This window comes from Caballeronia udeis, from assembly GCF_044909315.1.
Classification (GTDB): domain Bacteria; phylum Pseudomonadota; class Gammaproteobacteria; order Burkholderiales; family Burkholderiaceae; genus Caballeronia; species Caballeronia udeis_A.
On record NZ_JBIYEB010000006.1, the window covers coordinates 109,979 to 122,258 of the forward strand.

Below are 12,280 nucleotides of genomic sequence, written 5' to 3' on the forward strand. Positions count from 1 at the left end.
AGGGCCAGAACCATCGCTTTCGAGCGAGGGTTTCTTCCGTGTTAACATCGCGCTCTCGAAATTGCACCCGCTTCGAAGAGGCGCAATTTTGCTCACCATCTTGCTCACCACCGCGTATTTCCGGCAGCTGAAACGTCCGCCCGATTTACGCATCTCAAAGTGTCCGAACGATGTCCGCAGCAGGTATGAACGCCGCGCAATCCGAAGCGGTGCGCTATCTCGATGGCCCCTGTCTTGTCCTTGCCGGCGCCGGCAGCGGCAAGACGCGCGTGATCACCCAGAAGATCGCCCATCTGATCGAAGGCAAAGGTTTCGAGCCGAAGCACATTGCCGCGCTGACCTTCACGAACAAGGCCGCGCTCGAAATGCGCGAGCGCACGGCCAAGCTGCTCGAAGGGAAGACGCTCACCACGCCCGGCAAGGAAGGCCGCCGCGTGCCGGTGAACCAGTTGACCATCTCGACGTTTCACTCGCTTGGCGTGCAGATCATGCGGCAGGAGGCCGAGCACGTCGGCCTGAAACCGCAGTTCTCGATCATGGATTCCAGCGATTGTTTCGGCCTGGTCCAGGAGCAGCTTGGAACAACGGACAAAGGCCTGATCCGCAAGGTCCAGTCGATTATTTCGCTGTGGAAAAACGGCATGATGTCGCCGGATCAGGCGTCGGCGAGCGCGTCGAACGAGGACGAGATGCAGGCGGCGATTGTGTTTCGCAGCTATGTGGCGACGCTGCATGCGTACCAGGCGCTCGATTTCGATGATCTGATTCTGAAGCCCGCGCAGCTTTTCGCCGAGAACGAGCAGGTTCGCGAAAAGTGGCAGAACCGGCTGCGTTATCTGCTGATCGACGAGTATCAGGACACGAACACCTGCCAGTACGAACTGCTGAAACTGTTGGCCGGTCCGCGTGCGGCGTTTACGGCCGTGGGCGATGACGACCAGGCCATCTACGGCTGGCGCGGCGCGACGCTGGAGAACCTGGCGCAGTTGGGCAAGGACTTTCCGAGGCTGCACGTGGTGAAGCTCGAGCAGAACTACCGGTCGACCGTGCGCATCCTGACGGCCGCCAACAACGTGATTGCGAACAACCCGAAGCTGTTCGAAAAGAAGCTGTGGTCCGAACACGGCATGGGCGACTCCATTACTGTCACCGCTTGCAACGATGAAGAGCACGAAGCCGAATCCGTCGTGTTCCGGCTCTCGGCGCATAAGTTCGAGCGGCGCGCGGCGTTTCGCGATTACGCCATTTTGTATCGTGGGAATTTTCAGGCGCGGATCTTCGAACAGGTGCTGCGGCGCGAGCGGATTCCATACGTGCTCTCAGGCGGCCAGTCATTCTTCGATAAAGCCGAGATCAAGGACATTGTCTCGTATTTGCGGCTGATCGCGAATCCGGACGAAGATCCCGCGTTCATCCGCGCGATCACCACGCCGCGGCGGGGCGTGGGCAATACCACGCTCGAAGCGCTGGGTTCGTTCGCGGGGCAGGCGAAGGTGTCACTGTTCGAAGCCGTGTTCATGGGCGGCATTGAAGCGCGGTTGTCGGCGCGGCAGGTCGAGCCGTTGCGTGCGTTTTGCGAATGGATGCAGCGGCTGTCCGATCGGGCGGGACGCGATCCGGCCACCCAGGTGCTCGACGACATGATGGAGGCGATCCATTACGAGGCCTATCTCTACGATGCCCACGACGAACGGCAGGCGCAATCGAAGTGGCAGAACGTGCTGGAATTCTGCGAGTGGCTGAAGAAAAAGGGCACGAAGCCGGAGGCCGAGCCGTCTGAAGACTCCGAGGCCACGGGTTATGACAACGCCGATGGTTTCGGCGATGAAGGCAAGAACCTGCTCGGCCTGATCCAGACCGTCGCGCTGATGTCCATGCTCGAGGGCAAGGACGAGAATCCCGATGCCGTGCGGCTGACGACGGTGCATGCGTCGAAGGGACTGGAATATCCGCACGTGTTCTTGGTCGGCGTGGAGGAGGGGATCATGCCGCACCGGGGCAATCCGGATGCGGACGCGGATGCGCCGGTCGATACCGGCCGGATCGAGGAAGAGCGGCGGCTGATGTACGTGGCGATCACGCGCGCCCAGCGCAGCCTTCATCTGAACTGGTGCAAGAAGCGCAAGCGGGCGCGCGAGACGGTGGTGTGCGAGCCGTCGCGGTTTATTCCGGAAATGCTTCTCGACGATGCACCGCCGCCGACCGAGGAAGAAGCGCCGATGTCGCCGAAGGACCGGATGGCGCGGCTGAAAGAGTTGCTGCAGAAACCGGCTTGATTGTTTCGGCCGGCCTTTGTGGCATTAAAAAACCCTGCGGTTTGCTTTGCGCAGGGTTTTTTATTTGCGGTGCCTGATGGGGGAGCGGCTATTTGACCGCTGCGACCATGTAATCGACGGCGGCTTTCACGTCGGCGTCAGATGCGTTCGATCCACCCTTGGGTGGCATCGCGCCCTTGCCATGCAGTGCGTAGTTGTAGACGGTGTCCATCGGTTCTTTCAGGCGCGGGGCCCAGGCGTCCTTGTCCCCATATTTCGGGGCATTGAGCACACCGGCCGCGTGACAGGCCTGGCAGACCTGCGTGTAGAGCGTCTTGCCAGCTTGCGATGCGTCCGCGCTTGTGCCTGCCGCAGCACCGGGGCTCGCTTGCGGCACGTTTGCCAGCGCCGCGACTGCGGCGGCGGCCTGGGCGTTGTCGGTCGAGGCGGCGCCCGCTGCGGCTCCGCTCGCCGGTGCTGCCGCCGATGCGCCTGCTGCAGCGCCCGGCGCCGGTTGCGCGGGTTCGGCGAATTTTCCGCCGCCGTCGTTAGCCATATAGACGACTGCGCGGGCGATTTCGAAGTCGCTGTAGTCGTCGGGGCTGGTGCCGCCGCGTGCGGGCATGGCGCCTTTGCCGTTGAGCGCGTTGTGAAGCAGGGTGTCGTAGCCTTCCGCAATGCGGGGCGCCCAGTCGCCGGCATTGCCGAATTTGGGCGCGCCCGCTACGCCGGCCGTGTGGCAGGTCGTGCAGACGGCCTTGAAGACTTCTTCGCCGGTCTTGTACACGTGGGGGGCGTTGGCGTCGCGTATGTCGACTTGGGCGACAGGGGCTATGCGCGCGGCCACTTCCGCTTCGGAGAGGGAATCGGTGCCGGCGCCGGTGCGTGTCGTGTTGTTGACGTAGACGGCCAGCAGGACGATCACGACGATAGGAACGGCGAACCCGGCGACTATTGCCGCAATGAGTTGGCCTGGCGTTTTGATCGGGACTCCGTGGGGTGCTTCACTCATGCTCGTCTCGTCTCCCTTTTATTTGTGAGTCGGTTCAGCGTCGGTTCAGCAACAGCGTGACAGCAACAACGACTTTCTGGGGCGTTCGTGATGGTTTTCACCAGCACGGTCGATTATAGACGGAACGTTTACGTGGCGGCGCGCCCGGAAAGGCCTGTCGCAGCGCGTGTTAACCCGGATTTCGGTGCTGCGGGCGATGGCGTTAGCGGCTCTGGTTGTAAGTTGGCCTGGTCCTTGCGGTGGACGGATCGGCGGAAAACAGGTATTGTTTCGGACTCGCAGCGGCCCTGCCTCCATTGTTTTGTATATGGAACGCGGTGCCCTCGGTCATACGCGCCCGTAGCTCAATGGATAGAGTACTGCCCTCCGAAGGCAGGGGTTGCTGGTTCGATCCCAGCCGGGCGCACCAATCCTGACAAGGGTTTCAGCGGTTTTCCCGCTTCAGCATTCCCCTCCAGTACAGTGAAAATACAGTTAGTACAGTTAGCCGGCGGCCGTCTGCAGGTCGACGACCTGCGTGTGCGGCTGAACCCAGCGCGTCAGGTGATCGGCCGACAGGTGCGCGTAGCGTTGCACCATCTCCAGCGTTTCCCATCCTCCCAGCTCCTTCAAGACCTGTAACGGCGTGCCGCGCTGCACATGCCAGCTTGCCCAGGTATGGCGCAGATCGTGCCAGCGGAAATCGCGGATGCCGGCGCGCTTGCACGCTTTTGTCCATGCCGCCGTCACCGTCTGGTAGACCTGCTTGCCGTGGTACACGAACACGCTTTCGACGTATTCCGGCTTGCGCTTCTTCGCGCGCTGTCGCCGTAGCACCGCGACCGCCGTGTCCGAGAGCGGCACCGTGATCGCCTTGCGGGCTTTGGCCTGGTCCGGATGAATCCACGCGACGCGCCGCACCAGGTCGACCTGCGACCACTGCAGGCCCGTCACGTTGGCGCGGCGCAACCCGGTTTCGAGGCTGAACTGCGCCATGTCGGCCAAGTGCGTCGGCAACTCGGCCAGCAGACGTTCGGCTTCCGCCAACGTCAACCAGCGTATCCGGCGCGACACGATTTTCGTCTTTTTCGTCCTTGGCACCCGGTCGATCCACTCCCATTCAACCGCGGCGTTCAGGACCGCCTTAAGCACGCCAATCACGCGATTGACCGTTCCAGCACTGACGTTGCGCCCGAGCATCTTCGGACCCTTGCGCGTCTGGATGACACGGGGCTCCATCCGCTTTACATGCGCAATGGAGTCAATCCGGTTGCGGTCGATATCGGCCAACTGCACGCCGGACAGGTGCTGATCGAGCCACCGCAGGTGTGTCTTGCTGGTTTCGAGACTCGCGATTCCTTCGCGTTCGGCGACGTAGCGCACAACCGCATCATTCCAGGTGTAGCGCGGCTTGTGACCGAGCTTGGCCTGATTCCACAGATCCACCTTCAGGCGGTCGTAGAACTCCTGCGCCTGCTCTTTGTTACTGGTGCCAGTGCTGCCTTGTACGACTGGACCGCCATTCGGCGGGGATAGCCGGTAATACCAGTTTGGACTTCTACTCCGTTTGTAGAGCGACATGTTTTAACTTCCTCAACGTGCTCGCCCTGCACAACTCGCGGAATCCATTCTCCGCTGAGGTAACGCTGCAGGGCAACTACCGAAAACATCCAGCGCTTGCCGACTTTCCGGCCGGGTAGCTCGCCGGCCTTGGCCTTGAGCCGCACCGTCTCAGGGTGAGCGCCGAGCATCGCCGCCGCTTGCACCAGGTCAACTGTGTTCACCGACCGGCCTCCGAGTGAGTGCGCAGCCGAACCACACGCAGTGCAACTCGTGGACACGTGGCGGGCCGGTGGATCATCGGTAAGTCACTGATTTCAAAGAAAACGGACGCCATCAAATGCCATGAGTTAGGCCTGCACAACACGTGGAACTGGTGGCCCAAAAAATAGGCAGCCCCTCTAACTGATGGCAAATCGAGGTCAACTCGTGGCGCGCCGGTGTCTCGGAATTCCTTTGCTTCGCAGCCTTCTTTCTTCTTTTCTTTCAATAATTTAAAGAGAGAAAAAGAAGGTGGGGCGCGGCGATTGTCCAAAAATGGACTCGTGGCAAAAACACGGTAACTCGTGGCAAACGCCGTATCAGTCATGGCGGCACTCTTTACAAGAATCAATGACTTAGGCGCGGTGGGTATCGAAAACCACGTCTCACGTGCGCTGTCCGTGCCTTGTCGCCGGTCGATTCCGCCCGCCAGCTCGCTTTCGTTCATCGTTCGTGCTTTCGGTCGGCTCGAATGAGCAAGCGAAGCTAGACGGCCGCTCGAATGTCGACTCGGGTTCGTGAGGTGGGCGGCGTTCAGCACAGATCCTCCCGCACCGACACATGCAGGCCGAAGGCTTCGAGGCGGCGCAGCGAGATCGGGGTCAGGTAGGGCACGCGGCGCATGAAAATACGTCGCTCGACTTCCTTCGTGCCGACCACGACGCCGGCCTGTTGGAGCTGCTTCTTGAACACGCGATCGGACTTGACCGGCAGCCCGTTCCACTTGTCGCGCAAGCTTCCGGTGTGAGCGATGTGATCCATCACGTGCCCGGTGCGCAACAAAATGCAGAACTCGCCGTCGACCATGTCGAAGGTGTACGGGTGTTTGTAGTTGCCGCCATCGATCTCGGAGAGCACGGTTTCGAGAATCCACACCCACGGCTCGCGGTCGGCGCTTGTTTCCGCAATGTGGCCGTTCATCTCGGCGAGCAAGTCGTGAAAGAACGCGCCTTCGCTGTCATCCATGCCCGCGAACTCACACAGGTAGTGCCAGGCCAGGGCCACGGCCGAGTAATTGCCGGCCATACGCAACGCGCCGTCGTCGGCGCCGCTGGCGCGGCTGTTAGTGAGACACCGTTCGCGCAGCGCGCGGTAGTGATCGAGCACCTCGCGCTTGTTCAAACCGGCGAGGAATTCCAGCCATTCGCGTACCGGAAAGCGGGGCAGGTCGTCGGGCAGCAGTGGGCCGCGCTTGCCGGTCAAGGTGGTACGGACCAGCTTGCCGAGCAAACTGCGCACGGGAACGTCTTCGCCCGCCAGCATGACCGGTGCGCACAACAAATACTCGGTCATATCGGCGCCGCGCCGGGTCACCGTGTACTGGTAGTTTTCCTGAAGCAGGCCGACCGCCTTGTCGATCACCTCTTGCCGGCGGGCGGATAGCTCCTCCCAGCCTACCGGGTGGCTCGTATGGCTGATGCTCGTCAACAGCCGGAATTCGGTCTGCAAGCTCTGCCCGGAAAACATCGTGAAGGCGATCGAGCGTTCGAGCCGTTTGATGAGCGTCGATTTGCCGGCGCCCTTGTCGGCCTGCACCGTGATGTGCGGCCAAAACCCAAGCATCGCTTTCAGGTGGCCGCCGAGCGCCCACACCAGTGGAATGGCCGCCGCATTTTCCTTGAACGTGTGTTGGTACGCCGTGATGACGCGGCGAGCGTCGGTTCTCGCCCCGCTCGGGAAAGTCAGGTTGTGATACGGGCACTGCTTTTCGGCGTCGGTGAAATAACAATCAGGGCCTTCATTCACCGTGAGCGCACCGTCGCGCCAGGCGAGGCCGACGAAGTTCGCGGCGTTGCGCGCACCGAGGTCGGCCGTGCGTTCCAGAATCGAGACCATCCGCGAAAATTCGGCGGGCTTCCAGATCGGGCCGAATTTCAGCCAATGCGTGTTGTTGTGGAGCTGGTCATCGAGCATCACCTTGCGGGTGAGCTTCGAACCATGCCGCGGCGTCTGCACGGTCGCCGCAAAATAGACGTTCGGCGCTTGGTCCACGTCGCCGGTCATCGTCGACGACGCGCTCGCGACCGCCACGCGTGAGAGCGAGGCTACCCGAAAACCGCACAGGTCGCCGTAGGTCGGTGTTTCAACGTCCGAATCCTCCTTGCGTTCCATGCGGGTGATATAGCGCGTGAAATCGAGGTGGGTGCGAAACCGCCAGTAGAGCGCGTAGTCGTGTTCGGGCAGATAGACGCGGCGCTTTCCTTTGTGCGTGGCATTGCCGGCCATGCCGGGGATTAACCATTGCTCGAACGTGTTCAGCGCCTTGGCGAGTGAGGCGGCGTCGCGCATTAACAGAAAGTCATTGACGTCATTGATTGGCGCCGTCTTGTTCGCGCCGTCTGCCAGGTCTTGAATCCAGTCGGATTGCTCGACCAGGCTCGCCGATATATTCAAGGCGGTCAGACGCTCGTAAATGGTCCAGGCGGCTTCCGGCCCTGGGCGGTGCCCTGCACGGTGATGCCCATCTGGAAAGGGGGCGTCATTGTCCATGCAGATCACCACCTGCTTGCCGATCAGAAACGAAAAGTCGATGTTCTCGGCGTTGCCGATGCCGCGAATCGAGACGGCGGCCGTGCCGGGTATCGCACAGGTGTCGATCGAGAGGGCATTAATCGAGCTTTCGACCAGAATGACGCGTTGCGCGCGGGCGAGCTTGCGCGGGTCGGCCGTCCAGCCGTGGCCGTCTTTTTCTCCTTGTGTTTGCGTTTTCACGTCGCCATTGAGCGCAGGGTCGATGAACCGCATGTCAACGGCGACCACGTCGGCGCGGTTCATGGGCCTGACGATAAAAGCCGCTGAGGGTCCGCAGAAGCCGACTTCGCCGGGCTTCTTCGTGGAGCTGGTGTAGTCGTTATAGCCAAGGGTCTTGGCCTTGATCGCCGCGTCGATCGCGGCATCGCTAATGCCTCGGCCGGTCAGGTAGGCGCGCACCTTCTCGGCGTGGCCGAGCGAACGCTCGGCGATGTAGTCGCAACGCGATTTTTCTCGAGCCGGCGCCGAGTTGGTCGGGGTGTCGTAGGGGATGCCGAACGCGTCGTGCAGGTATTTCATCGCGTCCGACACGGTGCAGCCTTGAACGTGCATCACCAAGTCAATGCAGGAGCCACCAGCGTCGCCGCTGTGATCTTTCCAACCCGTGCCGTACTTGGGGTGTCCCTGATAGATCGAGAGCGAAGGGTGCTTGTCGGGATGGTGCGGCGAGTGATAGAGGGCTTTATCGCCACCCTTGCCTTGCTTCAGGCCGAGACGGTCGGCGAGTTGATGCAAGTCGATGCGGCGTTTGAGTTCGTCGATAGAGGCCATTGCTTTTCAGTTTCGCGGGCGTGAGTTGTCCCGGCCGCAGTTCGTGAAAGTGCGGCAGGGAATGCGCTTTTAAATTGGGTGGGTCTTACGCAGTGAGCGGCAGCTCGGTGATTCCATTGGCAAGCATGTGTCGACTACTTGGCACAGGCAGGCTCGAAAGCGCAGGCGTTTTCACCAGGTCAATCAGTTCGGCAACGGTAAAGACACGGAGGCGGCCGGTCGCCGGGTCGCGTATAAAAATCGAGTGGCTTGTCGTCAGTGACATGTCGACATAGGCCTTGCATCGACGCGACTCGCGTTCGCCATAAGCTTGCAGCGTGGCGACTTCCGCCTCACGCTGAGAAACGCATTGCGTTTCGGTCAGGTGAGATACGCAACGGTCGATCAGCAGAATGCGATCGTGATTGAAGTGTTCGCCCTCGTGCTGCACGAGGTAGGAAAGGGCAGCGTAATGCAAGGTCGTATCGAGTTTAATCATTTCTTTTCTCCCGGTGACTGCGGCTCTCAGTCAATTAATTGCAATTGGCTCATTACCCGCTCTCGCACATGCGGCGACATAGGTAGGCCGACCAACGGATTCGGCTTGGCGCTTGGTGAGAGGGTTCGTACTGCTTCAAGCTGTGCGACAAACGTGTGGCCGCATTCGTGATCGAAACAAACGAAAGTGATTTCGCGCATCGTTGCCGAAAGTTCGCGCGACGTTCGAGCAATCACGCGGCTTCGGCAATGTGGACAGCTCAGTGTGATTCGCATGGCTTTTGTCTACCCGTTCAGATAAGGAATCCGCCCCCGGCCTTGATCCTTCACGGTCACACGGTTAGCGACGGCCGCGTGCTTTGTTTCGTGCAGCGTATTGTTCGAGGCCGGCGAGGTAGATAATTCGGGCCATTGATGCGGCGCTGCGTTGATCGCGCTCGGCAAGTTGTTGGAGGGTGTCGATTTCGTCGGCACTCATAGGGATCGGCACGCGTTTAGTGGCCGATCGAGTTGCGTTAGGAAGTGGCATAGTCAATTTCAGTTTGTAACAGCTTGGTTTTGAATGTTACTAAGTGTAATTATATGCCTTACTGTTAGCTAACGCACATACATTTCTGTAATTTCTAGACCGCGAAATGAACGAAAAAAAGGCACTTATTCAAGCCATCGTCGACAGAATGAAAGATGTAGTGGGGGTAAGTAAGGACGTTGAGCTTGCCGAGGTGATAGGCGCGTCACGTAGCACGCCGGCGGTATGGAAAATCCGCGATCGCGTGCCCTATGCCGAGTGCGCGGCGATCGCAGAAAAGTACGGGGTAAGTCTTGATTGGTTGATCCTTGGCCGAGGCTTGCCGGGTATCGAGGAACCGGAAAGCTTTTTGCATCTGCCGGTGGCCGCCACGCCTGATTCGGGCTATGTCGAATTCCCAGCATTCGATATGCCAAGTTTCATAGACGGGGAAACGGCGCAATGGTCGATGCGCTTGCCGAGGGAGTGGGTCGAGCGCGAAGGGTTGAGCACGGCCGATACGATTGCGATGCGCATACCAGGAAACTGCATGGCGCCGACGATCAGCGATGGCGATGTCGTGCTGGTCGATCGCCGGCCGCGTGACATTGACGGCGTGTATATCGTGCGAGTCGGTGAAAGCCTTCGAGTGAGGCGGGTGCAACGCATGTATGGGGGCGCGCTGCACTTGCTGTGCGATAACCCGGACTATGAAACCGATGTAATCGACGTCGACCAGGCCGACGCCGTCGACTTCATTGGGTATTGCTTCGCGCATCTGACGCACGCTTGCTAGAGGGCTAACGAGTTTGCGGGTTTCTCTACCGAATGGGCGAAAAAAGGGGCGCTAGGCGCCCCACCTAAACAGTAAAGAAAACGATCGGCTTATATGCACCTGCGCTATTGGCGCTCGCGTTCGATAAGCGCCCGCAAGCGGGCTTCGTCAGCGGGGGCGATAGCAACGTTTCGGCAGACGCCTTCGAGCACCGTATAACAACTGCCAAGGCACGCATTGAATTGGTCGGAGCCGGGTTCGAAGGATTCGTGCGCGGTCTTGATGCGGTGGCGTAGGGCGCGCTCAGTGTCCGCGATGCTTTCTTCGTAAGTCGGCTCTCGATCGCGGTGCCGATCAGAAATCAAGTTGCGCAGCCGTAATACCAAGCGCGCCGGCGATCTTTTCGCGAGACGAAGCGCGTAAGCGCGCACTACTTTCTTGCTGTGCATAAGCCGACTGAGAGACGCCAAGCCGTTCGGCAACTTCTGCTTGCGTTAGCCCCAGGTGTTCACGCCATGCGCGCGCCGGCGGTATGTCATTGGCGAGCGTGCGGCGCACTACTTCATGCGGGATCAAGTCATTGTCGCGCGCATGCTGCGCGACGTACTCGGAATAGGGGATCACGACAAAGGCCGGCTTTCCGTCCGGGCCGTTGATCGTTTGAATGTTAGTAGGTGCGTTCATCGCGTTTCCTCACTTCCTGTATTTCGACGATTTTGATTGAGCCATCCCAATCAAAAAGTACCCTGTAGTTACCAACTCGCAGACGGTAGCCGTAGAGATGGTTTGTCAGCGCCTTCACGTTTTGGCAGTCCGGCATCTCTGCCAGTTGTTCAACCGCGTCCACGATTGCAACACGAACGGGCCTATCGAGCTTGCGCGCCTGCTTGGTTGCTTTCGACGTCCAGTTGATTTTGTTCATGCTGGAAATTATAAGTCGTATATAAGTTTATTGGAAGATAAATATAAGTTTTTGGTGTGTGCTGCACTGAGTCAGTGACCGCGCGAGTCATTCGTTATTAAAATACTGTAGGCAAATTGAAAACTACCTAACGAAAAGACTTATGGACGAACACAAACGAGCCCCTCTTTCGCCAAGCGAAGAGGACGCTTACATCACGGGTTGGGGATTTGCTGGACTGATTACGACAATCGGACTATGCAAGCTAATCGGCGTAGTTGCGCTAGTTCTTGCTGGCGGCGTCGCTGTAATCGCAGCTTGGAAGCTAACGCGTTCAAAGCGACGCCTTTCTAAGCGGGTGTGGTGGTATTGCTGGTTTGCTTTGCTCTTGAGCGGACTAGGACTGGCGATCTATGAGGCTCAAACCATGAGCGTCCCTTTGCCGGTGCTCGGTAAAGACGGCATTCTGCGATAAGTGGATTGGACGTTGTGGGCGGCGCTTCGCGTTGTATAAGGCCGCCATCGTTTTATCAATGCGACGATAAATCTTCTCTCGAACGCGCATCGAAAGCGACGTGATGCCAGGCCGGAAACCGACTGTTGAGACCATATCGACTGTCTCAACATATTCCGGCTCGGTAACAAACAGCCGTAGCTTGTGCTCCCAATGTCGGTCTACCGCAGTATCGATTGCATGCACGATTTTATGCGTGTGTGCCAGCAAAGCAGCGGCGCCCGCGCGCGTCAACATGTAGCACTGCAGTCCAACTGGTTGCCGATCCATCCACATGAGCTGAGTTCCGCTAGGCAGCTTGGCATAGGGGATTCGCTCGTTTCTGTTCAGTCCCATCAGGCGCACAACATCCCAATGATCCCGGTTTGAAGCCAACTCCCAAACCGTGGCGACGAACCCGGAGCGAAGCGCGATATCGTCCTCCATGATGCACCAAGCATCGTCGCCCGAATCGACAAGCTGTTTCCACACTTCGCGATGGCTGAGATAGCAGCCAATTTCGCCTTCTGACATAGGGCGGCCATATCGCCGCATGCGCGCCGAAAAATCGCTTTCGTTAATGGCGTCAGCGGAGGAGCGCGGTTCAATGCCAGAAAAGAATTGAACATCAATCCCGTGTGCCTGGAATTGCCGTGCCATCAGTGCGCGGCGTTCACTAGCGCGTTCAAGAGAGATGCATACAAAATGAGTTCCAATCGTCATAGCGCTGCCGTTGACCAACGGCCGTTGTTATTT

At 59.3% G+C, this 12,280-nt stretch carries 11 protein-coding genes, 1 tRNA gene and 1 pseudogene; 3 read left to right on the forward strand and 10 right to left on the reverse strand.

Annotation, left to right across the window (positions count from 1 at the left end; all coding sequences use genetic code 11):
- Positions 1 to 170: 170 nt before the first annotated feature.
- Positions 171 to 2,276, forward strand: coding sequence for a UvrD-helicase domain-containing protein (locus ABH944_RS12085; RefSeq protein WP_404606150.1), 2,106 nt, complete (start codon positions 171 to 173; stop codon positions 2,274 to 2,276).
- An 88-nt stretch (positions 2,277 to 2,364) separates the two neighbouring features.
- Here the strand turns inward: ABH944_RS12085 and ABH944_RS12090 are convergent, their stop codons facing one another.
- Positions 2,365 to 3,267, reverse strand: a complete 903-nt coding sequence (locus ABH944_RS12090; protein WP_404606151.1) for a c-type cytochrome — start codon at positions 3,265 to 3,267, stop codon at positions 2,365 to 2,367.
- 333 nt (positions 3,268 to 3,600) lie between these two features.
- Between ABH944_RS12090 and ABH944_RS12095 the strand changes: the two genes are divergently transcribed.
- Positions 3,601 to 3,676, forward strand: a tRNA-Arg gene (locus ABH944_RS12095).
- A gap of 74 nt (positions 3,677 to 3,750) precedes the next feature.
- Here the strand turns inward: ABH944_RS12095 and ABH944_RS12100 are convergent.
- The 6 genes and pseudogenes from ABH944_RS12100 to ABH944_RS12125 form a co-directional block, all read right to left on the reverse strand.
- On the reverse strand, positions 3,751 to 4,827 hold the full coding sequence (locus tag ABH944_RS12100; protein WP_404606153.1) for a tyrosine-type recombinase/integrase: 1,077 nt from the start codon (positions 4,825 to 4,827) through the stop codon (positions 3,751 to 3,753).
- A gap of 65 nt (positions 4,828 to 4,892) precedes the next feature.
- Positions 4,893 to 4,997, reverse strand: a pseudogene (locus ABH944_RS12105) (helix-turn-helix domain-containing protein); the annotation flags it as partial.
- Positions 4,998 to 5,026: 29 nt separating this feature from the next.
- Entirely contained in the window at positions 5,027 to 5,515 is a 489-nt protein-coding gene (locus tag ABH944_RS12110) for a hypothetical protein (RefSeq protein WP_404606154.1), read from the reverse strand.
- Positions 5,516 to 5,601: 86 nt separating this feature from the next.
- Positions 5,602 to 8,370 carry a toprim domain-containing protein gene (locus ABH944_RS12115; protein ID WP_404606155.1) on the reverse strand — a complete coding sequence of 923 codons (2,769 nt, stop codon included), beginning with the start codon at positions 8,368 to 8,370 and terminating at the stop codon, positions 5,602 to 5,604.
- An 85-nt stretch (positions 8,371 to 8,455) separates the two neighbouring features.
- Positions 8,456 to 8,848: a hypothetical protein gene (locus tag ABH944_RS12120; RefSeq protein ID WP_062084943.1), complete on the reverse strand. Its 393-nt coding sequence runs from the start codon at positions 8,846 to 8,848 to the stop codon at positions 8,456 to 8,458.
- 26 nt (positions 8,849 to 8,874) lie between these two features.
- Positions 8,875 to 9,123 (reverse strand): Ogr/Delta-like zinc finger protein, encoded by a 249-nt coding sequence (locus tag ABH944_RS12125; RefSeq protein ID WP_075643895.1) that lies wholly within the window; start codon positions 9,121 to 9,123, stop codon positions 8,875 to 8,877.
- 359 nt (positions 9,124 to 9,482) lie between these two features.
- Between ABH944_RS12125 and ABH944_RS12130 the strand changes: the two genes are divergently transcribed.
- A complete protein-coding gene (locus ABH944_RS12130) occupies positions 9,483 to 10,151 on the forward strand; it encodes a LexA family transcriptional regulator (RefSeq protein WP_062084941.1) in 669 nt (222 codons plus the stop codon).
- 333 nt (positions 10,152 to 10,484) lie between these two features.
- Here the strand turns inward: ABH944_RS12130 and ABH944_RS12135 are convergent, their stop codons facing one another.
- From ABH944_RS12135 to ABH944_RS12145, 3 genes are all read right to left on the reverse strand, one after another.
- Entirely contained in the window at positions 10,485 to 10,814 is a 330-nt protein-coding gene (locus tag ABH944_RS12135; RefSeq protein ID WP_062084940.1) for a helix-turn-helix domain-containing protein, read from the reverse strand.
- Positions 10,798 to 11,052, reverse strand: coding sequence for a type II toxin-antitoxin system RelE family toxin (locus ABH944_RS12140; protein ID WP_062084939.1), 255 nt, complete (start codon positions 11,050 to 11,052; stop codon positions 10,798 to 10,800). Before ABH944_RS12140 ends, ABH944_RS12135 begins: the two co-directional genes overlap by 17 nt.
- Before the next feature lie 376 nt (positions 11,053 to 11,428).
- Entirely contained in the window at positions 11,429 to 12,247 is an 819-nt protein-coding gene (locus ABH944_RS12145) for a glycosyltransferase family 25 protein (protein ID WP_075643894.1), read from the reverse strand.
- Between the last annotated feature and the right edge of the window lie 33 nt (positions 12,248 to 12,280).

Coding starts and splice junctions, on each gene's coding strand:
- ABH944_RS12115 (WP_404606155.1), bottom strand. CDS start 8,370: ATGGCCTCTATCGACGAACTCAAACGCCGCATCGACTTGCATCAACTC.
- ABH944_RS12120 (WP_062084943.1), bottom strand. CDS start 8,848: ATGATTAAACTCGATACGACCTTGCATTACGCTGCCCTTTCCTACCTC.
- ABH944_RS12130 (WP_062084941.1), top strand. CDS start 9,483: ATGAACGAAAAAAAGGCACTTATTCAAGCCATCGTCGACAGAATGAAA.
- ABH944_RS12135 (WP_062084940.1), bottom strand. CDS start 10,814: ATGAACGCACCTACTAACATTCAAACGATCAACGGCCCGGACGGAAAG.
- ABH944_RS12085 (WP_404606150.1), top strand. CDS start 171: ATGTCCGCAGCAGGTATGAACGCCGCGCAATCCGAAGCGGTGCGCTAT.
- ABH944_RS12110 (WP_404606154.1), bottom strand. CDS start 5,515: ATGAACGAAAGCGAGCTGGCGGGCGGAATCGACCGGCGACAAGGCACG.
- ABH944_RS12125 (WP_075643895.1), bottom strand. CDS start 9,123: ATGCGAATCACACTGAGCTGTCCACATTGCCGAAGCCGCGTGATTGCT.
- ABH944_RS12100 (WP_404606153.1), bottom strand. CDS start 4,827: ATGTCGCTCTACAAACGGAGTAGAAGTCCAAACTGGTATTACCGGCTA.
- ABH944_RS12090 (WP_404606151.1), bottom strand. CDS start 3,267: ATGAGTGAAGCACCCCACGGAGTCCCGATCAAAACGCCAGGCCAACTC.
- ABH944_RS12145 (WP_075643894.1), bottom strand. CDS start 12,247: ATGACGATTGGAACTCATTTTGTATGCATCTCTCTTGAACGCGCTAGT.
- ABH944_RS12140 (WP_062084939.1), bottom strand. CDS start 11,052: ATGAACAAAATCAACTGGACGTCGAAAGCAACCAAGCAGGCGCGCAAG.